At 72.2% G+C, this 23,374-nt stretch carries 24 protein-coding genes; 9 read left to right on the forward strand and 15 right to left on the reverse strand.

What is annotated here, in order from left to right; all coding sequences use genetic code 11:
• Positions 1-21 precede the first annotated feature (21 nt).
• From FHS39_RS13820 to FHS39_RS13835, 4 genes are read left to right on the forward strand one after another with little or no spacing between them, the layout of a single operon-like run.
• Entirely contained in the window at positions 22-408 is a 387-nt protein-coding gene (locus tag FHS39_RS13820; protein ID WP_045933771.1) for a roadblock/LC7 domain-containing protein, read from the forward strand.
• Entirely contained in the window at positions 405-773 is a 369-nt protein-coding gene (locus FHS39_RS13825) for a DUF742 domain-containing protein (RefSeq protein ID WP_184349613.1), read from the forward strand. Before FHS39_RS13820 ends, FHS39_RS13825 begins: the two co-directional genes overlap by 4 nt.
• Positions 754-1,377, forward strand: coding sequence for a GTP-binding protein (locus FHS39_RS13830; protein WP_184349614.1), 624 nt, complete (start codon positions 754-756; stop codon positions 1,375-1,377). Before FHS39_RS13825 ends, FHS39_RS13830 begins: the two co-directional genes overlap by 20 nt.
• Complete coding sequence (locus FHS39_RS13835) at positions 1,374-2,801, forward strand: cytochrome P450 (RefSeq protein WP_343069567.1); 1,428 nt, start codon at positions 1,374-1,376, stop codon at positions 2,799-2,801. Before FHS39_RS13830 ends, FHS39_RS13835 begins: the two co-directional genes overlap by 4 nt.
• Here FHS39_RS13835 and FHS39_RS13840 read toward each other — a convergent pair.
• Positions 2,687-3,874: a terpene synthase family protein gene (locus tag FHS39_RS13840; RefSeq protein ID WP_184349615.1), complete on the reverse strand. Its 1,188-nt coding sequence runs from the start codon at positions 3,872-3,874 to the stop codon at positions 2,687-2,689. The two genes, FHS39_RS13835 and FHS39_RS13840, sit on opposite strands and share 115 nt — an antisense overlap.
• Positions 3,875-4,210: 336 nt before the next feature.
• On the opposite strand from FHS39_RS13840, the gene lnt reads away from it, so the two are divergent.
• The gene (lnt, locus tag FHS39_RS13845) at positions 4,211-5,767 is read left to right on the forward strand and encodes an apolipoprotein N-acyltransferase (RefSeq protein ID WP_425507774.1); all 1,557 of its coding nucleotides are present in this window, start codon (positions 4,211-4,213) and stop codon (positions 5,765-5,767) included.
• Here the strand turns inward: lnt and FHS39_RS13850 are convergent.
• The gene (locus tag FHS39_RS13850; protein WP_184349616.1) at positions 5,739-6,644 is read right to left on the reverse strand and encodes a Gfo/Idh/MocA family oxidoreductase; all 906 of its coding nucleotides are present in this window, start codon (positions 6,642-6,644) and stop codon (positions 5,739-5,741) included. The genes lnt and FHS39_RS13850 overlap by 29 nt on opposite strands.
• A gap of 187 nt (positions 6,645-6,831) precedes the next feature.
• On the opposite strand from FHS39_RS13850, the gene FHS39_RS13855 reads away from it, so the two are divergent.
• Together FHS39_RS13855 and FHS39_RS13860 are read left to right on the forward strand one after the other, a co-directional pair.
• Positions 6,832-7,356 (forward strand): DinB family protein, encoded by a 525-nt coding sequence (locus tag FHS39_RS13855; protein ID WP_425507775.1) that lies wholly within the window; start codon positions 6,832-6,834, stop codon positions 7,354-7,356.
• 103 nt (positions 7,357-7,459) lie between these two features.
• Positions 7,460-8,059, forward strand: a complete 600-nt coding sequence (locus FHS39_RS13860) for a hypothetical protein (protein ID WP_184349618.1) — start codon at positions 7,460-7,462, stop codon at positions 8,057-8,059.
• Positions 8,060-8,080: 21 nt separating this feature from the next.
• On the opposite strand, the gene FHS39_RS13865 is transcribed toward FHS39_RS13860, so the two are convergent.
• The 5 genes from FHS39_RS13865 to FHS39_RS13885 all read right to left on the reverse strand — a co-directional run bounded on the left by FHS39_RS13865 (position 8,081) and on the right by FHS39_RS13885 (position 11,772).
• Entirely contained in the window at positions 8,081-8,767 is a 687-nt protein-coding gene (locus FHS39_RS13865; RefSeq protein WP_045933713.1) for a uracil-DNA glycosylase, read from the reverse strand.
• Between the two features lie 122 nt (positions 8,768-8,889).
• A complete protein-coding gene (locus FHS39_RS13870; protein ID WP_184349619.1) occupies positions 8,890-9,651 on the reverse strand; it encodes an SDR family oxidoreductase in 762 nt (253 codons plus the stop codon).
• A 19-nt stretch (positions 9,652-9,670) separates the two neighbouring features.
• A complete protein-coding gene (gene fabG, locus FHS39_RS13875) occupies positions 9,671-10,432 on the reverse strand; it encodes a 3-oxoacyl-ACP reductase FabG (protein ID WP_045933715.1) in 762 nt (253 codons plus the stop codon).
• Between the two features lie 126 nt (positions 10,433-10,558).
• The gene (locus tag FHS39_RS13880; protein WP_343069569.1) at positions 10,559-10,951 is read right to left on the reverse strand and encodes a DUF3037 domain-containing protein; all 393 of its coding nucleotides are present in this window, start codon (positions 10,949-10,951) and stop codon (positions 10,559-10,561) included.
• The gene (locus tag FHS39_RS13885; RefSeq protein WP_184349620.1) at positions 10,948-11,772 is read right to left on the reverse strand and encodes a HipA family kinase; all 825 of its coding nucleotides are present in this window, start codon (positions 11,770-11,772) and stop codon (positions 10,948-10,950) included. The genes FHS39_RS13880 and FHS39_RS13885 overlap by 4 nt, the downstream gene beginning before the upstream one ends.
• A gap of 186 nt (positions 11,773-11,958) precedes the next feature.
• Between FHS39_RS13885 and FHS39_RS25855 the strand changes: the two genes are divergently transcribed.
• Positions 11,959-14,640: an AAA family ATPase gene (locus FHS39_RS25855; RefSeq protein ID WP_184349621.1), complete on the forward strand. Its 2,682-nt coding sequence runs from the start codon at positions 11,959-11,961 to the stop codon at positions 14,638-14,640.
• A gap of 44 nt (positions 14,641-14,684) precedes the next feature.
• On the opposite strand, the gene FHS39_RS13895 is transcribed toward FHS39_RS25855, so the two are convergent.
• The 8 genes from FHS39_RS13895 to FHS39_RS25150 all read right to left on the reverse strand — a co-directional run bounded on the left by FHS39_RS13895 (position 14,685) and on the right by FHS39_RS25150 (position 22,657).
• Complete coding sequence (locus FHS39_RS13895) at positions 14,685-15,824, reverse strand: NADase-type glycan-binding domain-containing protein (protein ID WP_184349622.1); 1,140 nt, start codon at positions 15,822-15,824, stop codon at positions 14,685-14,687.
• Positions 15,821-16,378 (reverse strand): phage tail protein, encoded by a 558-nt coding sequence (locus FHS39_RS13900; RefSeq protein ID WP_184349623.1) that lies wholly within the window; start codon positions 16,376-16,378, stop codon positions 15,821-15,823. The genes FHS39_RS13895 and FHS39_RS13900 overlap by 4 nt, the downstream gene beginning before the upstream one ends.
• Before the next feature lie 28 nt (positions 16,379-16,406).
• The gene (locus FHS39_RS13905) at positions 16,407-18,365 is read right to left on the reverse strand and encodes a putative baseplate assembly protein (protein ID WP_184349624.1); all 1,959 of its coding nucleotides are present in this window, start codon (positions 18,363-18,365) and stop codon (positions 16,407-16,409) included.
• The gene (locus FHS39_RS13910) at positions 18,365-18,823 is read right to left on the reverse strand and encodes a GPW/gp25 family protein (RefSeq protein ID WP_184349625.1); all 459 of its coding nucleotides are present in this window, start codon (positions 18,821-18,823) and stop codon (positions 18,365-18,367) included. Before FHS39_RS13910 ends, FHS39_RS13905 begins: the two co-directional genes overlap by 1 nt.
• Positions 18,824-18,857: 34 nt before the next feature.
• Positions 18,858-20,789, reverse strand: a complete 1,932-nt coding sequence (locus FHS39_RS13915; RefSeq protein WP_184349626.1) for a VgrG-related protein — start codon at positions 20,787-20,789, stop codon at positions 18,858-18,860.
• Positions 20,789-21,511 carry a CIS tube protein gene (locus FHS39_RS13920; protein ID WP_184349627.1) on the reverse strand — a complete coding sequence of 241 codons (723 nt, stop codon included), beginning with the start codon at positions 21,509-21,511 and terminating at the stop codon, positions 20,789-20,791. The genes FHS39_RS13915 and FHS39_RS13920 overlap by 1 nt, the downstream gene beginning before the upstream one ends.
• Positions 21,512-21,571: 60 nt before the next feature.
• Positions 21,572-21,994: a phage tail protein gene (locus tag FHS39_RS13925; protein WP_184349628.1), complete on the reverse strand. Its 423-nt coding sequence runs from the start codon at positions 21,992-21,994 to the stop codon at positions 21,572-21,574.
• A gap of 66 nt (positions 21,995-22,060) precedes the next feature.
• The gene (locus FHS39_RS25150; RefSeq protein ID WP_221462697.1) at positions 22,061-22,657 is read right to left on the reverse strand and encodes a hypothetical protein; all 597 of its coding nucleotides are present in this window, start codon (positions 22,655-22,657) and stop codon (positions 22,061-22,063) included.
• 64 nt (positions 22,658-22,721) lie between these two features.
• Here FHS39_RS25150 and FHS39_RS25155 point away from each other — a divergent pair, with 64 nt between their 5' ends.
• A complete protein-coding gene (locus FHS39_RS25155; RefSeq protein ID WP_221462698.1) occupies positions 22,722-23,072 on the forward strand; it encodes a hypothetical protein in 351 nt (116 codons plus the stop codon).
• The last annotated feature ends 302 nt before the right edge of the window (positions 23,073-23,374 follow it).

The following is a 23,374-nucleotide window of genomic DNA, read 5'->3' on the forward strand; positions in this document are numbered from 1 at the left end:
ACGCAGCAGCCGCGGTTCAACATGGACTGGATGCTCAAGGACCTGGCCACCAGCGTCCCTCAGACCCGCCACGTGATCGTGCTGTCCTCGGACGGCCTGCGCATGGCCCAGCACGGCACGGACACCGAGGTGGCCGACCGCCTGGCCGCCGCCTGTGCCGGACTGCAGAGCCTGTCCTCCGCCATCGCCTCCGAATTCCCGCACGGCGACGGACAGATGCGCCTGGTCGTGATCGAGGTCGACGGAGGTTTCTTCTACCTGATGGCCGCGGGCGCCGGGGCGTACCTGGCGGTGCTGGCCGACGACGACGTGGACGCCGGGCTGATGGGCATGAAGATGCGGGATCTGGTCGCCAGGATCGGCTCGCATCTCACCAGCCCGCCCCGGGTCAGCGGGTCGGTGACATGAGCGGACCCGGACCCGATCCCACGGCGCAGCCCCCCGGCAACCCCGACCGGCTGTACATCCTCACCGGCGGCCAGACCCGCCCGGAAGCCAAGACCGAGCTCGACCTGGTGACCCTGATCGTCACCCGCTCGGAGTCCGACCCCGGGCTCCAGCCGGAGCACACCGCCGTGGTGAGGATGTGCGACTTCCCGCTCTCGGTCGCTGAGATATCCGCCTATCTGGAGCTGCCGGTGAGCACGCTGACCCCGCTGCTCACCGAGCTGCTCTCCAAAGGGGAGGTCGAGGCCCGCCCACCGGTGCCGACGGCCGCGCTGCCCGACGTCCAACTCCTTGAGGCGGTGATGAATGGACTACAAAAGCTCTGACGGCTACGCCGGGCCGCGCAGCGAGGACATCCTTCCGGCCTCCGCCACCGCGGCCGTCAAGGTCGTGATCGTCGGAGGCTTCGGAGTCGGCAAGACGACCCTGGTCGGCTCGGTCAGCGAGATCCGGCCGCTGACCACCGAGGAGACCATGACCCAGGCCGGTGTCGGCGTGGACGATCTCGCAGGGATCGAGCACAAGACCGAGACCACCGTGGCCATGGACTTCGGCCGGATCAGCATCAACGAGCAGCTGGTGCTGTACCTGTTCGGCACGCCGGGCCAGGAGCGCTTCTGGTTCCTCTGGAACGGCCTCTTCGAAGGCGCCCTGGGCGCGGTGGTCCTGCTCGACACCCGCCGGATGGAGGTCAGTTACGACGTCATCGGCCGCCTGGAGGAGCGCGGCGTACCGTTCGTCGTCGGGGTCAACGCCTTCCCCGGAGCACCCAGGTACCCCATGTCGGAGCTGCGGACGGCGATGGACCTCGACGAATCCGTACCCATGATCGACTGCGATGCCCGGGACCGCGCTTCCTGCCGCGACACCCTAATGGCGCTGATGCGCTATCTCTACACCCTCACGACCGTCTCCACGGAGTCACAGTGACCAACCCTGCCGAACACTCCCGCACCGACTCCCTCACGGCGCCTCCCCCGCAGTGCCCGGCCCACTCCGCGGGCGGTGCGGCGCGGCTGTACGGAACGGAGGCCGAGGACGATCCCTACGGGCTGTACGAGCGGCTGCGTGCCGAGCACGGCCCGGTCGCGCCCGTGCTGCTGCACGGCGACCTCCCGGCCTGGCTGATCCTGGGCTACCGGGAGAACCTCGACGTCACCCGCACCCCCTCGCGCTTCTCCCGCGACTCCCGGCTCTGGCGCGCCATGCAGGAGGGCAAGCTCACCCCGGAGCATCCGCTGGCCCCCATCTCCACCTGGCAGCCGGTGTGCGTCTTCGCCGACGGCCCGCAGCACGAGCGCTGGCGCGGCGCGGTGAACGACAGCATCGCGCGCTTCGACAAGCGGGGCATCCGGCGCCATGTGACGCAGTGCGCCAATCAGCTGGTCGACCGCTTCTGCGCCTCCGGCCGCGCCGAGCTCGTGCACCAGTTCGCCGAGCACCTGCCGATGATGGCGATGACACAGCTGCTGGGCATGCCCGAGGAGTACAGCCCCCGGCTGGTCAATGCCGCGCGCGACATGATCAAGGGGACCGAGACGGCGGTCGCGAGCAACGAGTACGTCCAGGAGATCCTGCGCAAGCTGGTGGCGCGCAAACACGCCCAGCCCGGCGCCGACTTCACCACCTGGCTGATCGAACACCCCTCCGGGCTGTCCGACGACGAAGTGCAGCAGCACCTGCGGCTGGTTCTCATCGCCGCGTTCGAAACCACCGCGAACCTCATCGCGAACACCTTGAAGATGGTCCTCACCGACGTCCGCTTCCGGGCCTCACTCGCGGGCGGCCACATGACGCTGCCGGACGCGGTGGAACAGGTGCTGTGGGACGAGCCGCCGTTCATCACGATCCTGGGCCGCTGGGCCACCCAGGACACGGAGCTGGGCGGACAGCAGATCAAGGCGGGCGACGCGCTGGTGCTGGGGCTGGCCGCGGCCAACATGGACACGGTGGTCCGGCCCGACCTGGACGTCCCCATCCACGGGAACCGCGCCCACCTGGCGTTCAGCGGCGGGGCACACGAGTGCCCGGGCCAGGATGTGGGCCGGGCGATCGCGGGCACGGGCATCGACGCCCTGCTGCTGCGACTGCCCGACCTCACCCTTGCCGTGGAGGAATCCGAGCTCGAGTACCGCTCGTCACTGATGTCCCGTCATCTGACGTCGCTGCCGGTGAAGTTCACGGCCCACCAGGCGCCGCTTCCGGAGCTGATGATGGGACCCGGTCCGGACTCCTCCTCTCACACCACCAGCCCCGTGCACCCCATGGCGGCCCCGGCGCCCTCCACGCAGGTCCCCGCCGCGGTCTCCACCTCCTGGTGGCGCTCGTTCAGGAACTGGCTGCGGCGCTGGTAGCCGGTGTCGAGCTGGCTCCACCACCAGGCAATGGACGGGATGGGCAGCGGGGCCAGGCTGTCGTCCGAAGGGCGGGTCTTCCACCACCGGACGACGCCGTCGGCCCCGTAGGACCCGGCATACCGGGAGCAGGTCGACGCCCAGTCGAGGTGCCCGCGGACGAACTGACCGAGCGCCACCAGATAGCAGCGCAGCTCCATCCCGGCTCGCGGCCAGAGCTGCTCGCGCAGGCGCAGGAAGAGAGTCATGACACGGTCGCGCATGGCCATGGCCTCTTCCTGCGCGAGGGCGAGTCCGCAGCCCCGCTCCTGTGCGACGACGTCGATCAGGTTGAGGTTGTCACCGGCCCGATGGATCTCCTTGTTCCGCGAGTAGAAGTCGTTGTCCCAAGCCACGAGGGTCCAGGCCATCTCGGTAAGAGCCCGCACCTCGGGCCGGTCCAGATCCTCGTCCTGCAGTTCGTAACCTCCGGCAATGTCCATCAAGGCCGTCGAGGGCGCCATGCCGATCGCGCGCATCCACATGGCGGCGTAGTCATTGAGGCTGGGCAACGACCGGTCGCGCCGGCAGGCAGCCTCCCACACAAGACCAGACATATAGATACGCATCCCCTCGATCCAGCGCCGCAGCTGCCGGGCACTGGCGTGCTCGGTCAGCTCCAGGCGGATGGCCCGCAGGGCGGCCGCATGGGGCGAATCGTCGGGCCATTCGGGTACGGGCGCCTCCAGGATGCGCATGACGCGCGACGTGGCGTGGGCCAGGCCGTGGGCGGTGGCCCCCGCCTCGTCGCAGAGTCCGTCGTCGAGCGAGAAGAGAACGGCGTGCAGCTTGGCGACCACGATCAGCGGACCGGTCCGTCCGTACGGCATGGTCTTGGCGGTCAAGCCCCCGAAATCGCACTGCGCCAGTCGCTTGCGCTGGTGCCGTGAGGTGTCGAGCTGCTTGTGGAGCATCCAGTCCACCGACTCGTTGTCGATCTCCTTGATCCGGGGATGGACGGCCGGCGGTATAGGGCAGTAGAAGGGAACGATCTCAAGGGGTTGGACTGTTAACCGATCCCGTACGCGTGTCACGCCGCCTCCCCAGGCCGACTCGCAGCGCTCCTGTCTACTTTTGTGCGGTACTTGCCCAGGCCGGACCACGGATAACCCGGTACGGGCACCGGCGCACGGGATTCCGGCGCGGAGCGCAAGGATCGCTTCGGATCGTTTTCGATCAGATCCAGCCAAAGGCATTTTCCATGTGGGTAGGAACGGTTGAATATTGCACGCTGATGTCGGGGTTTTTTTCCTCATGATCCCTCCGGATTCGGGAGCGCCAGGGTTGGCCGGATGTCGTTCGCCCTTGGCACGGATGATGGACGGGCCATGCTCGACACTGGTGACCGGCGCAGCTCTGGGAGGCACGTCATGCCGATGGTGTCGACGGGACGGTGGCAGCCGGTCCTCACCTCACCCCGGTGGCGGGCCGTCGCCGCGGTCCTCGCCGGAGCGCTGCCCGCCCTCGCCTTCCCGGAGCCCTCGCTGTGGTGGCTGGCCTACGGCGCCCTGGTCCCGTGGCTGCTGCTGGTGCGTTCGGCCACGAGCGCCCGCCGCGCCGCCGTCGAGGGCTGGCTGGGCGGAGCCGGGTTCCTGCTCGCGGTGCACCACTGGCTGCTGCCGAGTCTGCATGTCTTCATTCTGGTGCTGGCCGCGCTCCTGGGGCTGCTCTGGGCGCCCTGGGGTGTGCTGGTGCGGCGGCTCCTGGGCGCCTCGCCCGGACCCGGCCGGACGGCTGCGGCGCTCGTCCTGGTGCCGGCCGGCTGGCTGATGGTGGAACTCGTGCGTTCCTGGGAATACCTGGGCGGCCCCTGGGGGCTGCTCGGCGCCAGCCAGTGGCAGGTCCCTCCCGCGCTGCGGCTCGCTTCGGTGGGCGGCGTCTGGCTGGTCGGCTTCGTGCTGGTGGCCGTCAACACCGCGCTGGCCGCGCTTCTTTCGGCGCCCCGGGCGCGCCCGGCCGCGGCGGCCGGGCTGCTGGCCTGTGCGGTGGCCGTCACCGGCGTGTGGGCCTGGGCGCCCCGGCCGCAGCCGGCGGGCTCGGTGCGCGTCGCGCTCGTACAGCCCGGCGTGATCGAGGGCGCGGACAGCGTCCAGCGGCGCTTCGACCGGGAGGAGCAGCTCACCCGGGAGCTGGCCGGGCGGGACGTCGAGCTGGTGGTGTGGGGCGAGAGCAGCGTCGGCCAGGACCTGGCGCACCGCCCCGACCTCGGGCGCCGACTGGCCGCGCTGTCCCGCACGGTCGGCGCGGAAGTGCTGGTCAACGTCGACGCCCGGCGCTCCGACCGGCCGGGGATCTTCAAGAGCTCGGTGCTGGTCGGGCCGGACGGGCCGACGGGCAACCGCTACGACAAGATGCGGCTGGTGCCGTTCGGCGAGTACGTCCCGGCCCGCTCGGTGCTCGGCTGGGCCACGTCCGTGGGCAAGGCGGCCGGCGAGGACCGCAGGCGCGGCGACGCGCAGGTGGTGATGCGGCTGCCGGGCACGGCCGGCGAGCTGCGCGTCGGCCCGCTGGTGTGCTTCGAGTCGGCGTTCCCCGACATGAGCCGGCATCTCGTCGGGGACGGCGCCCAGTTGCTCGTCGCCCAGTCGGCGACCTCGACCTTCCAGCACAGCTGGGCGCCCGCCCAGCACGCCTCGCTGGCCGCGCTGCGGGCGGCCGAGACCTGGCGGCCGATGGTGCACGCGACGCTCACCGGGGAGAGCACGGTGGCCGACGCCCGCGGCCGTACGGTCGGCCGACGGCTGGGTACGGACGCCAGTGCGTCCGCCGTCTACGACGTGCCGTTGGCGCGCGGCACGAGCCCGTACGTCCGCAGCGGCGACTGGGCGGTGTACGGCTCGCTGGCGGCGCTGGCCGTCTTCTGCGCCGCCGAGGGCGTGCGCCTCGCCCGGCGGAGGGTCAGCGGGCCTGTTCCTCCACGAGGCTGACGATGCGCTCGCACAGCTCGTGGGTGCGCAGGGCGTCCTCGGCGTCCAGCACCTTGCCCGCCCGCACCGCGTCGAGGAAGGCGAGGACGATCTGCTCGATGCCGCGCTGGCGGGCGACGGAGACCCAGTCGCCCCGGCGGCGCAGGCTCGGCTGTCCCTTGTGGTCCACGACGTCGGCGAGGTTGAGTACCTGCCGTTTGGTGTCCCGGCCCGAGACCTCCAGGATCTCCTCGGTGGAGCCGCTCATCCGGTTCATGGTGCCGATGGCGGTGAAGCCGGGGCCGGACATCTGGAGCACGACGTGGTGGACGAGGCCGTCCTCCACCCTCGCGCGCACGTCGATGTGGTCGGCGGTGCCGGGTGCCAGGAAGCGCAGGGTGTCGACGACGTGTATGAAGTCGTCGAGGACGAGGGTGCGCGGGGCCTCGGCCAGGCCGACCCGGTTCTTCTGCATCAGGATCAGGTCGCGGGGGTGGTCCGCGCACTGCGTGTACCCGGGTGCGTAGCGGCGGTTGAAGCCGACCATGAGGGAGACCTGCCGGTCCCGGGCCAGGCTCACCAGCCGCCGGCTGTCCGCGAGGTCGTAGGCGAGGGGCTTGTCGACGTAGACCGGCACACCCGCCTCCAGGAGGCGGGCGACGAGCTCGGGGTGGGCGGCCGTGGCCGCGTGGACGAACGCCGCGTCGAGGCCCGCCGCGAGCAGGGAGTCCAGGCTGGTGTGGCGCTGCTCCTGCGGGATCCGGTAGGTGTCCGCGACCCGGTGGAGGGTGTCGGGGTTGCGGGTGTGCAGGTGCGGCTCCAGTCCCGGCTGGGCGGCGAGCACCGGCAGGTACGCCTTTTGCGCGATGTCTCCGAGCCCGATGCAGCCGACCTTCACGAAGCCTCCTCGATGTCCCCTCCGGCCGTCGTGGGGCCGGTCTCCGTACCGGCAGGATACGTGCGCACGGGTGGCCGCCAGTCGGCCACTCCGTCCAGGCCGCGCTCTGGGCGAGGGGGCCACGGAGCTGCTGCGGGGGATGCTCGGGCGATAAATCCCTGGCCGGCTCCGCCCGGACGCGAGCAAGATGGCCCCCATGTCCAGCATCGAGCACATCCGCCCGCCTGCCTGCGTCGCCGAGGCCGAGAGCCTCCGGGCGTTTCTCGATTACCACCGGACCACACTGGCCAGGAAGTGCGCCGGTCTGGACGACGCCGCGCTGCGCGAGGCGTCCGTGCCGCCCTCGCCGCTGACCTTGCTGGGGCTGGTGCGTCACATGACCGAGGTGGAGCGCCACTGGTTCCGCCGGGTGCTGGCCGGGGAGTCGACGGCCGGGCCGCTCTATTACAGCGACGCGGATCCGGACGGGGATTTCAGCCTGTCCGAGCACGACACCCGGGAAGCGGCCTTCGCGGCCTGGGAAGCGGAGGTGGCCGCCTGCCGCGAGGCGGCGCGGGGCCGGTCGCTGGACGACCTGAGCGCCGCTCCGCGCCACCGCGGCGACCATGTCGACCTGCGCTGGATCTACCTCCACATGATCGAGGAGTACGCGCGCCACAACGGCCACGCCGACCTCATCCGCGAGCGGATCGACGGCGCGACCGGGGAGTGACCGCTGCGCGCAGGGCGCACGGCCGGGACTGACGCTTCCGCTTCACCCTCGCGAGGAGTTCCCAACCCCCTTGTGGCTCAGCAGGGTTGGGCGGGTGCATCGAATGTCCGCAGCGGCGGCCCTGGTGGCGGTGGCGATGTCGGCTGCCGTCGGCTGTGTCTCCGTCTCCCCGCATCCCGCTCCGTCCGGCCACTACCGCCCCTCCGGGCCGCAGGCCGCCGAGGGCCCGGCCCGCGAGTCCCTGGCCGGCACCGGGAACGCCCCGGGTCAGGGCCCCGCGGGGAAGCCCGCCCCGGACGCGTCATCGGCGTTGCTGCGCGACGCCCAGGGGCCCGGCCGGGACCCGGTCGCCGGCCGGGCGGCCCCGGTGGCTCCCCCGGACTCCGCGGACGGCCCGGACCTCGCCGACCACCCCGGCCGCGCGCGAGCAGCGGATCGCGGCGAGGCGCCTGCGCACGCCGACGCTCCCCCGTCCGCCCCGGGCCCGGCCGAGGAGGCTCCCGCCCCACCGCGCCGGGAGCCGGACCCCGCGCCTCCCCCCGTCCGGCGCGCCGGACCCCGGCCCGCCCCCGAGGAGCCCCAGGCGGCACCGGCCCCCGCCCCCGGGGCCCGCAGCGGCGTCTGCGGGCTCGGCGAGAGCTACGGACACTGGCAGCAGGGCAGCGACGCCTCCCGGATCTGCCGCCAGGTCTACGGGCACTGACCGCCCCCGGCGCCGCTCGGGTCAGAGCGCGAGGTCGGGGATGCGCCAGTCGATGGGCTCGTGCCCCTGGCCGGCCACGGCCTCGTTGATCTGCGTGAACGGGCGGCTGCCGAAGAACCTCTTCGCCGACAGCGGCGAGGGGTGGGCGCCCTTGACCACGATGTGCCGCTCCTCGTCGATGAGCGGGAGCTTCTTCTGCGCGTAGTTGCCCCACAGCACGAAGACCGCCGGGTCGGGCCGGGAGGCCACCGCGCGGATCACGGCGTCGGTGAACTTCTCCCAGCCCTTGCCCTTGTGGGAGTTGGGCTCGCCGCCGCGCACGGTCAGCACCGCGTTGAGCAGCAGGACGCCCTGCTCGGCCCACGGCATGAGGAAGCCGTTGTCCGGTACCTCGTAGCCGAGCTCCGCCTGCATCTCCTTGTAGATGTTGCGCAGCGACGGCGGCGTCTTCACCCCGGGCCGCACGGAGAAGCACAGGCCGTGCCCCTGGCCCGCGCCGTGGTACGGGTCCTGGCCGAGGATGAGGACCTTCACCTTGTCGTAGGGGGTCGCCTCCAGGGCGGCGAAGACCTCGCCGCGCGGCGGGTACACCGGAGCCTTGGCCCGCTCCTCCTCCACGAAGTCGACGAGCTCCTTGAAGTAGGGCTTCTCCAGCTCTTCGCCGAGGACTCCGTGCCAGGACGCGGGCAGCATGTCGGTGACGGTCACGTCAACAACCTCCGGGGTTCGTTCCGTTCTCGTGGAAGAACCTACCGGCGCCCACTGACAACGCCCGCCGCGGCCCGTGCCCAAGGCCCTGCGGGGCCCCGGGCACGGGCCGCGGCGCGGCGTCAGACCCCGGCGTTGAGGAAGAGCCCGCCGTCCACGACGAGCGTCTGCCCGGTGATCCACCCGGCGGCGTCGGACAGCAGGAAGGCCGCCGCGCCCCCGATGTCCTCCGGCACGCCCAGCCGCCCCAGCGGGTAGGAGGCCACGGCCTCCTCCTCGCGCCCCTCGTAGATGGCGGCGGCGAACTTGGTCTTCACCACGGCCGGGGCGATGGCGTTGACCCGTACCCCCGGCGCCATCTCGTGGGCGAGCTGCAGCGTGAGGTTGACCATCGCGGCCTTGCTCATGCCGTACGCGCCGATGAACGGCGAGGCCGCCACGCCCGCCACGGAGGCGATGTTCACGATCGCCCCGCCGTTCTCCTTCTGCCACGCCTTCCATGTCTGCTGGGCGAAGCCGAGCGCCGAGACGACATTGGTCTCGAAGACCTTGCGGGCGACGGCCAGGTCGAGCTCCGCGATCGGGCCGAACACGGGGTTCGTGCCGGCGTTGTTGACCAGGTAGTCGATGCGCCCGAAAGCCTCCATGGCCCGCTCGACGGCGACGGCCTGGTGGGCCTCGTCGTGGGCCTTGCCCGGCACGCCGATCGCCCGGCCGGGGCCGAGCTTCTCGACGGCCAGGGCGAGGGCCTCCTCATTGCGTCCGGTGACGACGACCCGGTCGCCGCGGGCCACCAGCGCCTCGGCGATGCCGTAGCCGATGCCCCGGCTGGCGCCGGTGACCAGGGCCACCCTGCCGCTGTCCTGCTGCTCCTGCGCACTCATGCGTCCGTCGTCCCTGTCGTCAGTTGAGGGGGCCGCCGGCCACGTACAGCACCTGGCCGGAGACGTAGCCGGCCTGCTCGCCGGTGAAGAAGGCGATGGCGTTGGCGATGTCGTCGGGCGTGCCGATGCGCTGCACCGGGATCTGGGAGGCCGCGGCGGTCTGGAAGTCCTCGAAGCTCATGCCGACCCGGGCGGCGGTGGCGGCCGTCATGTCGGTGGCGATGAAGCCGGGGGCGACGGAGTTGGCGGTGATGCCGAACTTGCCGAGCTCCTTGGCGAGGGTCTTGGTGAAGCCCTGCATCCCGGCCTTGGCCGCGGCGTAGTTGGCCTGCCCGCGGTTGCCGAGGGCGGAGCTGCTGGAGAGGTTGACGATCCGGCCGAACCCGGCGTCCACCATGTGCTTCTGGCAGGCGCGGGACATCAGGAAGGCGCCGCGCAGGTGGACGCCGATCACGGTGTCCCAGTCGCTGTCGCTCATCTTGAACAGCAGGTTGTCCCGGAGCACGCCGGCGTTGTTGACCAGGATGACCGGCGCGCCGAGCTCCTCGGCCACGCGGGCGACGGCCGTGTCCACCTGGGCGGAGTCGGAGACGTCGCAGCCCACGGCGAGGGCCTTGCCGCCCGCCGCGGTGATCTTCTCCACGGTGTCCGCGCAGGCCGCCTCGTCGAGGTCGAGGACGGCGACCGCGCGGCCCTCGGCGGCCAGCCGGACGGCGGTCGCGGCCCCGATGCCACGGGCCGCGCCCGTCACCAGGGCTACGCGCTGCTCGGTGGTGGACATGCGGGTTCTCCTCACCTCGAAGGCGGCTCCCCCGCCACCGGAGCAGCGGATGAGCAACCGCTTAGTAGCTTCAGCCGATCAGACGCTAGAAGCCCCGCCATCCGCTGTCAACGCCCCCGCCTCGCCTCACCTGACCAGCAGGTCCAGCAGGCGTTCGGGTTCGCTCTCGGGGTCCGCGGTGAGGCCCGTGTGCACCGGTCCGGGCTGGACGACCGTGCTGCGCGGCGCGATCAGCCAGCGGAACCGGCGCCCGGCGTCGTCGCAGGCGGCCTGGCCGGCCCGTTCCCCGCCGGCGCAGACGCCCTCGACGGCGTGCAGCGCGGCGCGCACGCCGGCCACGTCCGCCGTGGGGTCGAGTGCCCTCAGCCGTGCCTCGTCCAGGTGGACACGGGCCGCCACATAGGACGTCGCCTGGCAGTAGACGACCACCCCGGCGTTGATCTGTTCTCCGCGCTCCACGCGCGGGACGACGCGCAGCAGCGCGTATTCGAAGACTTCGCGTCCGTTGTGGCGCGTCACTTTCCGGCCTTTCCGTTCAGCCTGACACGCACCCATTCGGGGGCCTGCGAGGGCTTTTCCGCGCTGCGCTCGCCGAGCGCGATCCGGTCCCCGATGGTGGCGGCGCGGGCGAGCAGCACGTCGACGTACGCCCGGCGCACGGCGTCCGGTCCGTCGAAGCCCGGCTCGTCGGCGAGCCATTCGTCGGGGATGTCGGCGGCGGCCTCGGCCAGCAATTCCCTCGTGATCTTCGGGGCGAGCTCGGCCGATGCGGCGGCGATGTCCGGACCGAAGGAGGCCAGCACGTGGTCGGAGGCGTCGTAGGCCTTCGCGGCGGCGGCCTCGGCGGTCGGCCAGTTGTGGTGCCAGATCATGGTCGCGCCGTGGTCGATGAGCCACAGCTCGCCGTGCCACACCAGCAGGTTGGGATTGCGCCAGGAGCGGTCGACATTGCCCACCAGCGCGTCGAACCACACCACGCGCCCGGCCTCGGCCGCGTCGGTCTCGAAGGCCAGCGGGTCGAAGCCGAGGGCGCCGGGCAGGAAGTCCATGCCGAGGTTGAGCCCGCCGCTGGCCTTGAGCAGCGCCTGCACCTCGGGGTCGGGCTCGCCGCGGCCGATGACGGGGTCGAGCCACATCCGCGCGAGCTCCGGCACGCGCAGACCGAGCGCGCGGGCCAGCTGCCCGCAGACGACCTCGGCGACCAGGGTCTTGCGGCCCTGGCCCGCGCCGGTGAATTTCATGACGTACGTACCCAGATCATCGGCTTCGACGATGCCGGGGAGAGAGCCACCCTCCCTCAGGGGTGTCACATAACGAGTCGCAATGACTTCTGTCAGCATTTCCCCAGGTTATCGGGCCCCCTTGCCTCGGGAACCACGACGGGCTGCGGATGGCGCTCGACCGCTGCGGGGACTATCGACCCGCACCGTGGCTCGAAAAGGGTGAACTCGGCACCGTATCCATACGATTGAGAATCTGAGAGGCCTCTAGCAATAGTGACTCGGAGGACGATTCCAGTGCATATCGTGGCTCGACATGCAGAGCGGCGTGAGTTCGATCGATTGGTGACCTCGGCCGCCGTCGGGCGCGGTGGGGCGGTCGTGGTGGCGGGCGAGGCGGGTATCGGCAAGTCGACGCTCATCGACGCCGCGGTGGGAACACTGGACGGGTTCGAGGTGCTGCGAGCCGCCGGTACGGAGTTCGAGCGCGATCTCCTCTACGCAACCTTGCACCAGCTGTGCGCCCCGGTACTCGAACACCGTCGGGCGCTTCCTGCGGTACAGCGGAGGGCGCTGGAGGGGGTGTTCGGCCTCGGGGCGCAGACCTCGCCCGACCCGTTGACGGTCGGACTCGCCGTCCTGGGGCTGCTGCACGAGGTGGCGCAGCACAAGCCGGTCTGCTGCGTGGTGGACGACGCCCAGTGGATCGACGACGCTTCGCGGCGGGCGCTGGTCTTCGTGGCCCGGCGCGTGGCCGCCGAGCGGATCGCGGTGGTGTTCGCCGCACGGGATGTCGGCTCGGTGCCCGGACTCGCCGACCTTCCGCGATTACCCCTCGCGGGTCTGGGTGACGAGGACGCCCGGGCCGTGCTGGGAGCGGCGACGCATGCCGAGCTGGACACCGAGGTCGTCGACCGCATCCTGGCCGAGGCACGTGGCAACCCGCTGGCGCTGCTGGAGTTCGCCCACCACGCGGAGCCGTTCGGGGTGCCCGGCCCACAGCGCTGCCGGGCCACCGTGGTGGACACGTTGGAGGAGCAGTTCGTCCACCGCTTCGAGCGGTTGCCGGACACCACGCGCTCGCTGGTGGTGCTCGCCGCAGCGGAGCCGGTCGGCGATCTCGGCCTGCTCCGTCGCGCGGCGAAGGTCATCGGACTGGATGCCACAGGGCTCACCCTCGCGGAGAACGCCGGACTTCTGGCCTTGGGGCCGCGGCTGCGTTTCCGGCATCCGCTCGTGCGTTCCGCGGTGTACGCATCGGCCACCCCGGGGATGCGCAGACGCGTGCACGGTGCTCTCGCGGAGGCGACCGACCCGGAGGCCGACCGCGACCGCCGGGCGTGGCACCGGGCTCACGCCGTCGTCGACGCCGACGAGAACGTCGCCGCGGAGCTGGAGGGGTCCGCCGATCGGGCCCGCCTGCGCGGCGGATTCGCCGCGGCCGCCACGTTCATGGAGCGGGCGGGGCAGCTGACTCCGGCTTCCGACCGCCAAGCCGGGCGGCTGCTCGCCGCGGCACAGTTGCGGTTGCAGGCCGGGGCCCCCACCCTGGCCCGTACGCTCGTCGCCCGGGCGGAGCGCCGGCCGATGGACGAGAAGGGCCGCGCCGCGGCGCGGCTGTTGCGGGCGCGGGTCGACTACCAGCTGTCGCACAGCCCGCAAGCCACCGCCAGACTCGTCGACGTCGTCGCGGAGTTGGCTCCTGACCAGGCGAGGGAGACCTACCTGGAGGCGTTCGCGTCGTTCATGTACAACGACAACCAGCCCGGCCGTCTCCAGGAACTCGGCGCCCGGATCCGCAACCGGAAAGCGCAGCAGGAGTCCGCCCGGCCGGCCGATCTGTTGCTCGACGCCCTGCTGGCTCAGACCATGCTGCCCGTCGAGCGGGCGGTGCCCGCGATGCGCGACGCGGCGACGGCGTACCATGCGGCTGCCCCCTCGTCGGGCCACTGGCGGATGAATCTTCTCTGCCAGGTCGTCATCGACCTGCGCGATGACGTGGCGATGGAGGAGATCTCGGACCGCCAGGTGGACGTGGCCCGTCGCCAGGGCGCCCTCGCCTCGTTGCCGCAGGCACTGCGCTACCAGGCGATATCCAGGGTTTCGGTCGGCCGGTTCGACGACGCGGCCGCCAGCCTCGGCGAGGCCCAGGCCGTCGACGAGGCGGCAGGCACGACACCGCTCCTGGGGCCCGAGCTCGTCCTGGCCGGCTTCCGCGGTGACCTCGACCGGTACCGCGAGCTGCGGGAGTTGCTGGGCCGGGGTGGGCGACCGTACGAAGCCGCCGGCGAACACTACGCCAGGGCGGTACTGCACAACGGGCTCGGCAACTACGAGGCGGCTCTGGAGGCCGCGCTGGCGGCCCAGCACCGGCACCAGGCCGGCTCCTACTCGATCTGGGCCGTCTACACCGAGCTCGTCGAAGCCGCCGCGCGCGCCGGACGCGGCGAGGAGGCCGTCGTGGCCATGAAGCACCTGGAGGCGCTGGCCCGCACGAACCCCCTTCCTTGGGCCGTCGCCGAGTGGCTGCAGGCACAGGCCCTCCTCAGTCGGGGTGAGGACTGCGAAGCGCTCCACCGACAGGCCATCGACCACTTCGCCCGGACCCGCGTCCGGGTGCTGCACGCTCGCGCCCGGCTGACGTACGGGGAGTGGCTGCGCCGCGCGAACCGACGCGTCGCGGCCCGCGACGAGCTGCGGGCGGCGCACGACATGCTGTCGGGCATCGGTGCCCGCGCCTTCGCCGAACGCGCCGCCCGGGAGCTGCGGGCCACCGGCGAACAGCCGAGCCCGCACGGTGAGCATCCACTCGGCCGGCTCACCCCGCAGGAACGGCTCATCGCCGGAAAGGTCGCTGCCGGAGCGACGTCCAAGGAAGTGGGCGTGATGTTGTTCCTCAGTCCGCGCACGATCGACGCCCACCTGCGCAACGTGTACCGCAAACTGGGCATCTCCTCGCGCCGCCAGCTCCGCGGCATGTCGCTGTGACCACCCGACCCCGCGTGACGTGATCGCTCCGCCCCTCGGCTGATTCAGGACTGGTCCCCACCGGACCGGCCGAAGAGCTCGATCTCCGCTATGGCCGTCTGCTTGTCCGCGGACGCCGCGTAGGACGACTCGATGGTGAAACGCACTCTGGTGACCTCACCGACACGGAAGGCGCGACGCTGCCCGCCCGCGCCCGGGTCCAGGGTGAGTTCGCGGGTCTCGGTGCCTCCGTCCTTCCTCGTGACCGTCGCCTTGACCCGGTGCGGCCGGGCGGACTTGTCGAGTTGGTCGGCACGGGTGGACACACCCGGCGTGATGAGGAGGTCGAGCAGCCGGGCAGGGTGGGCGAAACTCACCTCGATCCACTCGCCCTGGCCCGATTGCGAGACCCCCGGGCCCCACCAGGTGTTGTTGAGCTTGTCGAAGGCCAGCTTCGGTTCGTGACCGGGGTAGGAGCGCGAGGCCCGGATCTCGTCCGGCTCGACCGGCGCACGTGTGGCGAAGTGGTCGCGCGTGGCCTGGATGCCGTCGGGGACGTACAGCACGCCGAGAATGAGCAGCGTCACGGCGATGGCGGCGGTGATCCAGGTGCCGATGCGGTCGAACGCGCGGCGGAGGCGGGGGCGGTCGCCGGCCCAGGGGGCCTCATGGCGACCGGGGCCGAGGAGGCGGCGCCACCAGGGGCGGTGTCCGGGCTCCGGTGTGCCGTCCGCGGCGAGTGCCATCGCGCAGCGCCGGCAGAAGTGGCGGTCGGGGTGGTTCGGGGTGGCACACCAAGGACAGGGCGGGCCGTTTCCCGCCTCCTGGGGGCCGGGGACGCGTACGTGGGGCCGGCCGGTGTCGGGCCGGCCGGGAAGGACCGGGGCCACGGCCGGGGCGGGCACGGGAGGGGTGGCCTCCGGCTCGCTGACGGGGACGAGGAGGGAACGGGCACGGTCGGCCATGGGGTCGCCTGCGTGGTCGGTGCCGGGGTCGGTGGCCTCCTGGTCCGGCGGGCCGGAGGGAGCGGGCGCCGCGTCGGCACCGCTGGGTGCCGGCGCCGGGCCGGTGTCGCGGGCATCGGTCGCGGTCCCCGCGGCGGGCGTCCGGGCCCGCTCCCAGTGGAGGACGGCTCCGCAGGCATCGCAGAACGACTGCCCCGGCTTCGCGCGGGTGCCGCACTCACCGCAGTCCAGCGTGGTCATCTTTCCGAGGTCCTTTCGGCGGCGGTCACCGTGACGGTGTAGGGCATGTGGGCGGGGCGGGCCGCGGCCACGAGGGTGTCCAGGCGGTAGGTGTCGGCCGGGGTGGGGTCGGGCAGCCGGAGGGCGACGTGGAGGTGGGGGCGAGCCGCGCCGGGGAAGGGTCCGCGGGGGCGCGCGCTCCACGCGGCACCGCCGCTCTCCGTGATCTCCGGTGAGACACCGAACGCGAGGCGTACCGCTTCCGACAGGCCGCGCCGGGTACCCCGGACCCGGTGCAGGCCGATCGCGGCGGCCACGGCGACGCGCAGCCGTGGCTCGGGTTCGGTGCCGTCGGTCTCGGCGCCGACCCAGGTCCCGAGCCAGCGGGCGAAGTCGGCCGGTGTGAGGGCGGGGTCGAAGTAGGAGTCCAGGCAGTCGAGCACGTTCAGGATCGGCGCGAGGACGTCGTCGAGCCCCGCGACGAAGCGCTGGGCGAGATCGTCCTCGGCGAAGACGGCCGGGAGCATCGCCCCGATGGGGGCGGAGGAGCCGAGGTTGTCGACGGAGCCTCTCATGGCCGGCTCCCCGCGTACGTCGATGGCGTCACGTCCCGTCTCCGATCACCCGTACGCGGTGGTCGAAGGAGAAGACCAGGGCCGGTGGTTCCAGGTCGATGCGGTCGGTCGGATCGCCGCGCCGGCCGGTCAGCGGGTCGGCGGGATGCAGAACGACCTCGTCGACCAGTTCCACGCCGGGGACCCGTTGCAGGACGGCGAAGACCTCGCCCGACTGGACCGGGCGGCCGAAGGGCCAGCCACGGCCCTCCGCGCCGCCGGTGAGCGGGTCGAGGTGCCGGTAGAGGGCGTCGTGGGCCCGGCGGCGCACGCGGTCGGTGTCGGTGCCGCGGAAGGCATGGACGGTGGCGACGACGGTGACGCCCTGGTAGTAGGGCGGGCCGACCGCGAGTCTGGTGCCGATGAGGCGGCGTTCGTCGAGGTGGCGGGTGATGCGGTCCAACAGGCGGTCGCCGGGGACGAGTTGCTCGAAGCGGAGCCGGCCCCCGGGATCGGGGACGGCCTGCGGTACGACCAGCACCCGCACCGCGTAGGCCCCGTGCTCGTCCGGGTCGCCTTCCAGGCAGGTGATGCGGGCGGACTCGGGCGCGGCCCGGCGGGCGAGTTCCTCGTAGTCGCGCAAGGTGACGGCGCGTTCCTGGGCGCGGAGGGTGATCGGGGCCCGGACCTTGGCTTCCTCGACGGTCTCCCCGTCGACCCCGCCCCGCGCGGCTTCGCGGTTGACGACTTCGGAGACGTACGGAATGGAGGTGCGCAGGACCCGGACGGCACCGCGGGTGACGTTGCCGGTCCGGCCGCCGCCGGTGCGGTAGCGGCGGGCGCGGATGACCGCGCCCTTGGGGGCGACCATGCCGTACTGGCGCAGGGTGCCGTCGGCTTCGCGGACGGCGGGGCCGAAGGCGATGTCGCCGGTCGTGGCGTCGAGGGTGAGGTGACGGTCGTCCGGCCGGGACCCGGCGAAGTGCGGGACGACCTGCCAGTCCTGCCAGCCGTCGTGTTCGGCGGTCTGGAGCAGCAGGGGCGGGTCGTCACCGATGACGGGCGCGTGGGCGAGCCGCCGTCGCTGCCCGGGCAGGCCGGTGGATTCGCCGAGCGCCTCGTCGTACACGGTGGCGGCGTGGACGACGCGGGTGGTGCCGCCGAGGGTGCAGACCTCGGCGGCTCGCACGGTCGGGGACGTGGTGTAGAAGGGCTGGCCGGGCAGGGGTTCGGTGACCCGGCAGCGCAGCCAGCCGGCTTCGTGGCCGCCGTTGCGGGACAGGACGTGGCCGCCGGGGACGTGCAGGACGATGTCGCCGGCCCGGTTGAGGCCGCCGGTGCCGTCGCGGTCGATGTCGCAGGGTTGCCAGCCGTCCTCGGTCCACGCCTCCCACACCAGCGGCGGCTGCCTCGGGTCGACGCCGACGCCGTCCACCCGGCTGTCGAGTTCGAGGGCGACGGCGCAGTGCGGGACGGCCGCCGTGAGACCGATCAGCATGCAGTCGCCGGGGCCGGGTGTTTCGGCGAAGCACCGTATGTGGGTGCCTTCGGCGAGTGCGGTGGTGCGGTCGGCGACGGGCTCGCCCCGGTGCTGCACCACCAGGCGGCTCATGGCGCAGGGGACGATGGCCAGTTCGTGCTCGGTGGCGAAGACCACCGCCTCCTCCTGCTCCGTGCGCAGCGTGGCCACTTCGGTGCCGACCGGCACCGGCACGGTCTCCTCCTGGGGTGCGGACAGCCAGAAGGTGACGTCCGTACGGGCCGCCGACGGCGGAAAGAGGGTGACGCCGACGAGGTCCAGGAACGCCAGGTGGTTCTTCTCGGGGACCCGGTTGAGGCGGTAGACGATCTGGTCGGCCATGTGGGCGACGGTCTCGACGAGGGTGACGCCCGGGTCGGACACGTTGTGGTCGGTCCACTCCGGGGCGCGCTGCTGGATGTAGCGCTTGGCGTCGTCGACGAACTGCTGGAAGCGGCGGTCGTCGAGGTTGGGGGAAGGCAGGGCCATCAGCGGTCGCTTTCGGGGGAGTTGCCGGAACCGTCGTCGAAGTGGCCGCCGCCGGGGCCGTCCGACTCGTGGGAGGGGATGACGTAGAACGGGAAGACGAGGCTGCGCGGGTTGTTGGTGCCGCGGATCTGGTAGCGGATGTCGATGTACAGGACGCTTTGGTCGGTGCCGGCGGTCACCTGGACGTCGGTGACCTCGATGCGCGGCTCCCAGCGGTCCAGGGAGCCGTACACCTCGTGCTGGATACGGCCCGCGGTCTGCTCGTTGACCGGGGCGAACACCAAGTCGTGGATGGCGCAGCCGAATTCCGGCCGCATGGGACGCTCCCCCGGCGCGGTCGCGAGGACGAGGCGGATCGCCTCCTCGATCTCCCGATCGCCGCTGACCAGCGCGATGCCGCCGGTCGGTCCGATGCGCAGCGGGAACGACCAGCCGGATCCGACGAACTGCTCGGCCATCAGCCGCCCACCCCTTCCTCGATCGCACCGGCGCTCACGCCGGAATCACCATCGGCGCCAGTCCGTTGATGGTCACCGCGCCCGTGATCGGGACCGTGACGGCCCGAACACTCACGTTGGCCACGGAGTTGACCTGCACGCTCCCGTCCGCGCTGAGCAGTGCGCTGCCCAGCGCGTTCATGGTCAGGGCACCCATCGCGTCCACCGTGACCGCACCCGCGAGCGACTTGACGCTGACCAGACCGCTGCCCTCGATGTCGAGCGGGCCGCCGCTCTTGATGCTCAGCCGTCGCCGCGCACTGAGGGTGAGGTCGGTACCGGCCTCCACCGACACCGACCGGCTGCCCTTGATGGTGACGGAGCCCTTGCTGTCCACGATGATCTCGGTGTTCGTCCGGTCCAGGTTGATGGTCAGCTGTTTGTCGCCGGACGCCAGCCGGACGCCCTGCTTGCGGCCGCCGGTCTTCTGGCTGAGCAGGTCCACCCGGTTGCCGTCCCGGTCGGAGACGGTGTGCCGGCTCGCCTTCTTCCGCACGGTGTCGTGCAGCGGCACGTCACCGACGACAGTGGGCTGGTCCTTGCCGTTGTAGAGCCCGCCGATCACGAACGGGTGGTCGAGGGCGCCGCGGTCGAAGGCGACCAGCACTTCGTCGTTGACGTCCATCGGGAAGATCCCGCCGCCACCGAGGCCGCCCATCTGCACGGTGCGGGTCCAGTCGCTGACGTACTTGTCGTCCAGCCACGGGAAGCGCAGCCTCACACGACCCTGCTTGAGCGGGTCGTTCACGTCGGTGACCAGGGCGTTGGCCACACTCGGCAGCTTGGGCGCGGTGCCCGTACCGCCCCCGCCGGAGGACAGTCCGAACAGCGAACGCCACTGCCGGCCGCTGACGGTCACCCACGACTCGTAGTGCTTCCCGTCGCCGAAGACGTGCCGTACGGCGGTCGCCGTGTACTTGCCCTCGAAGGGCTCGCCGGTGTCCGTGAGCGTCACCGGCACTCCCGGCCGCAGTTTCGTGTTGCCCAACGCCACGACCTCCACCTCGGCGAAGGCCGCGGTGACGTCCTCGGCAAGGGCATCGGAGGCGAACTTCACCTCGGCCGACGTGTCGTACGGCGTCGACGTCTCGACCCGCTTGCCCGCCGGGAACTTGCCCGCGGCCCCGCCGGGCGTATCGCCGATGGCGAAGCCCGAGTTCTCCTCGGCGGGCGAGACCGAGCTGAGCGGCTTCTTCTGGGTGACGTCCCAACCGCGCGCCTCCACCTTGCCGACCTGGTCGGCTGCGGTGACGGCGGCCCGCAGCCGCAGGATGTCGTGTCCGGCCTGGAGCACGAGCGGGCTCTTGTCGCCCTCCGTGCTCGTCGGGGGCGCCCCCGAGGCGGGCTCCGGCTTGACGAACCGCAACTTGCCCATCGCGTCGATGGACATGACCATCTCGTTCTCGTCGGCGAGCCGCGCCAGGAAGTCCCAGTCGGTGACGTTGGACTGGCTGATGAACTCGTAGACCGTCTTCGTCGACTGGATCGTGCCGATGAGCACACCGTCCCGCGCGGCCAGCTTCCTGGCGATGTCCGAGGCGGACTGGTTCCTGTACGCGGCCACCCGGCGCTGGCGCATGAGCCGGTGCCCGGCGTCGTAGCCCCGGATGACGGTGAACGTGCCGGTGCCGTCGTAGTCGGCCTCGAAGCCGGTGATCTCACCGGTCAGCAGCGTGTCACCGGCGCCCTGCCCGTCGGCCACGGTCGCGATGGTGACCAGGGTGCCGAAGGTGACCGGGGTGTCGAAGGTCTCGTTCAGCCGGCTGATCATGACCCGGTACGGGTCGCGGAAGGTGAGCTGGAAGGCGGCGGGCACCCCGGCGCCCTGGTCGACCCAGCCGTCGACGAGGGCCTGGGCGGCGGCGTCGGGCAGTTGGACGCCGCCGATGGACACCTGGAGAACGGCGGACGTGGCGGGGTTCACCATCAGGGACGCACCTCCTCGGCGGCGGGCAGGATGAGTTCGGTGCCCGTGGGCAACCGGGCCGGGTCGTCGATGTTGTTGGCCTCGGCGATGGCCCGCCACACGGTGGCGTCCCCGTACTCCCGCCAGGCGAGGGACTGGAGCGAGTCACCGGCGACGACCCGGTGCACCCGCCGCGCGGTGAGCGCGCCCGAGGTCGGGTTCTGCCTCCCGGTCTTGCGCGGGATCTCGTGCAGACGGACCTGGCAGGTGGCACGGATGGGCACACCGGTGGTCCCGAACAGCGTGTACGAGGCCTCGACGGAGCTGACGTACGCGGTGAACCGGGCCGTGGAGAACGACCCCCACTGGAAGACCACCCAGGGCGGCGAGGGCCGTTTGGCCGCGATGCTCTTGCCGGTCACCCGGCAGCAGCTCATCAGGGACGCCACCTTCTTCAGCACCGTGTCGCTGGTCGGACGGCCGGAGGAGTCCAGGAAGACCTCCAGGGTCATCGAGCGCGGCTCGGCCCCCATGAACTCGGGCTTCGGACCGTCCCGCAGGGCCGCGGTCGGCGTCACCTTCCACTGCGCGGACCGGCTGAGCGACAGCTGCGCCGGGTTGAAGTCGAAGCGGAGCGTCCTGAGGAGCGCGCCCGGCCTGGTGCCGGAACCGACGGGAGGCTCGTGGATGGCCAGGGTGGCGCGGACCAGGCTCTTGCCGGCGCCGTTGCTGCTCTTGGGCATGTGGGGCGTTCTCTCTCCCGCTGCGCGGTCAGTGGTCGTCGGGTCGTCGGTCGTCGGTCGTCAGTCGGTGAACCCGTGATGCGCGATCTCCAGGACCTCCGTGGCGACGGCCGGACTGGCCGGGTCGAGAGCGGGTCCCTGCCAGCTGACGGGCAGTACGTCGATCAGCCCCCAGCGCGCGACCTCCGAGCCGTCCGCGCGCAGCGCCGTGATCTGGGCGGTGGGTCGCTCGATGCCCGTCTGGACGGAGGAGATCCACTTGGCGACCTTCGTGGTGTCCGGGGTGAGGGGGCGGGTCAGCCGGATGGTGGAGAAGGTGACGCGGGTCGGCAGGTGCCAGACGAAGCCGTTGTTGCCGCCCTCCTGCCGCTGCTCCGTCTCCACTTGCGACGACAGCCCGTCGCACCCGTTGAAGTAACCGAGGCTCTCGCCGTCGATGGAGAGGGTGAACCAGAGGGTGGAGCCCGGGTCCTGGCGGGACATCGCGGAGGGCCTTTCTGTCAGAGGTGCGGCGTCGGGCGGCCGGTGGGACGGAAGGCCGTCGGCCGGTCACTGGCGGGGATCGCGGAGTCTGCCGATCCGCTCGCGGTCCAGCCGCAGTTCGGTGCGGATCAGCCGGGTGACGCGGCCGATGATCCGGTGCACCAGTTCGTCGAGCTGGAAGTCGGTGAGTGCGCGCGGGTCGAATCCGCCGACGGGCGATTCCGCGTAGGCGGGCGGGGGCTGTTGCGCGGGCTGCTGTTGCTGGGCGTAGGGAGGGGGTGGGTCGTGGGGAGGGGCTGGGTCGTAGGGAGGCGGCGGTTCGTAGGGAGGCGGCGGGTCGCCGGCGGGTGGCCGGTGCTGCGGCCGGATCCGGGGCAGTGTGTCCGCCACCGTGGCCGCAGCCGCGGCCGCGAGCGCACCGATGGCCGAGCCCGGGGCGCGCTGGACGGTGACGGGGTGTGAGGAGGCCGGGGCGTCGCCGGTCCCGGGGGTGGGGAGGAGCGGGAGCGGTGCTGATATCGAAGGCGGGGTGAGAGAGGCCAGGGGGAGGGTCCGGGGGGCGGTGGTGGAGTGGTGCGGGGTGGGACGACGCAGCGGTACGGCCTTGGTGGGCGCGGTGCTGCGCTGGACGCTGACGGGAGAAGGGGCGGGGGCGGCGGCCACCGGGGGTGGCGGAGCGACCGGGAGGGTCGGGGCCGGGGGTGCGGGGCGAGGGGCCGGAGTGGGCGTGTCGGCCGCCCGGGCCGGGGGGCCGGCGAGCGACGTGGCGTCCGCGGGCACGCCGGTGACCGGGGCACCCAGTGCGGAGCGGCGCCGTACGGTGGCTGCCGGCGCACGCTGCAGCCGGGGCGCCGACGACGCCGAGCTCGGGGTGGAGCCGGGGCCGTGGCCCGGCGCCGCGGGGCCGACCGGAGTGGGGCCCGCCGAGGGCGGAGACGGAGCGGCGGGCTGCGCGGAACTCCGGGGCACGGCCGGGTCGGTGTACGGGCGTGCGGGCGCGGCGATCGCCGGCGCGGGCGTCGCGGAGACCGGGGCGCCGAGGCCGGACCTGGTGACCTCACGTGTGACGCTGCGCTGAACCGATCCGTTGGGTGCGGAGCGGGCGGGGGTCCGGTTCAGGGGCGGATTCGGCCTGGGACGAGACGTGGTGGACGCCGACGGAATCCCGGAGGGGGTACTCCCGGCCGGGGGCGGGGACTTCACCGGCCCAGCCGTGGACCGACCCGGGGCCGCCTGCGGTGCGCTGGAACCGGTCGCCGACGACACACCGGGTACGACGCGGGCGTCGGCAGCCGGGAGCGACCGCTGAACAGGAGCCACTGCTGCCGCAGGGCCCGAGGCCGGCACGGCTGCCGAAGCGGCGGCGCTGGCCGACCCTCC

The sequence above is a fragment of the Streptomyces olivoverticillatus genome, assembly GCF_014203555.1.
Classification (GTDB): domain Bacteria; phylum Actinomycetota; class Actinomycetes; order Streptomycetales; family Streptomycetaceae; genus Streptomyces; species Streptomyces olivoverticillatus.

Bases quoted from the DNA above. Each gene is read 5' to 3' on its own strand.
- FHS39_RS13895 (WP_184349622.1), bottom strand. From the start codon at position 15,824: ATGACCACGCTGGACTGCGGTGAGTGCGGCACCCGCGCGAAGCCGGGG.
- FHS39_RS13855 (WP_425507775.1), top strand. From the start codon at position 6,832: ATGGCCCCCATGTCCAGCATCGAGCACATCCGCCCGCCTGCCTGCGTC.
- FHS39_RS13820 (WP_045933771.1), top strand. From the start codon at position 22: ATGGACTGGATGCTCAAGGACCTGGCCACCAGCGTCCCTCAGACCCGC.
- FHS39_RS13905 (WP_184349624.1), bottom strand. From the start codon at position 18,365: ATGGCCCTGCCTTCCCCCAACCTCGACGACCGCCGCTTCCAGCAGTTC.
- lnt (WP_425507774.1), top strand. From the start codon at position 4,211: ATGCCGATGGTGTCGACGGGACGGTGGCAGCCGGTCCTCACCTCACCC.
- FHS39_RS13920 (WP_184349627.1), bottom strand. From the start codon at position 21,511: ATGCCCAAGAGCAGCAACGGCGCCGGCAAGAGCCTGGTCCGCGCCACC.
- FHS39_RS13825 (WP_184349613.1), top strand. From the start codon at position 405: ATGAGCGGACCCGGACCCGATCCCACGGCGCAGCCCCCCGGCAACCCC.
- FHS39_RS13870 (WP_184349619.1), bottom strand. From the start codon at position 9,651: ATGAGTGCGCAGGAGCAGCAGGACAGCGGCAGGGTGGCCCTGGTCACC.
- FHS39_RS13860 (WP_184349618.1), top strand. From the start codon at position 7,460: ATGTCCGCAGCGGCGGCCCTGGTGGCGGTGGCGATGTCGGCTGCCGTC.
- FHS39_RS13910 (WP_184349625.1), bottom strand. From the start codon at position 18,823: ATGGCCGAGCAGTTCGTCGGATCCGGCTGGTCGTTCCCGCTGCGCATC.
- FHS39_RS13925 (WP_184349628.1), bottom strand. From the start codon at position 21,994: ATGTCCCGCCAGGACCCGGGCTCCACCCTCTGGTTCACCCTCTCCATC.
- fabG (WP_045933715.1), bottom strand. From the start codon at position 10,432: ATGTCCACCACCGAGCAGCGCGTAGCCCTGGTGACGGGCGCGGCCCGT.
- FHS39_RS13830 (WP_184349614.1), top strand. From the start codon at position 754: ATGGACTACAAAAGCTCTGACGGCTACGCCGGGCCGCGCAGCGAGGAC.
- FHS39_RS13900 (WP_184349623.1), bottom strand. From the start codon at position 16,378: ATGAGAGGCTCCGTCGACAACCTCGGCTCCTCCGCCCCCATCGGGGCG.
- FHS39_RS13885 (WP_184349620.1), bottom strand. From the start codon at position 11,772: ATGCTGACAGAAGTCATTGCGACTCGTTATGTGACACCCCTGAGGGAG.
- FHS39_RS13915 (WP_184349626.1), bottom strand. From the start codon at position 20,789: ATGGTGAACCCCGCCACGTCCGCCGTTCTCCAGGTGTCCATCGGCGGC.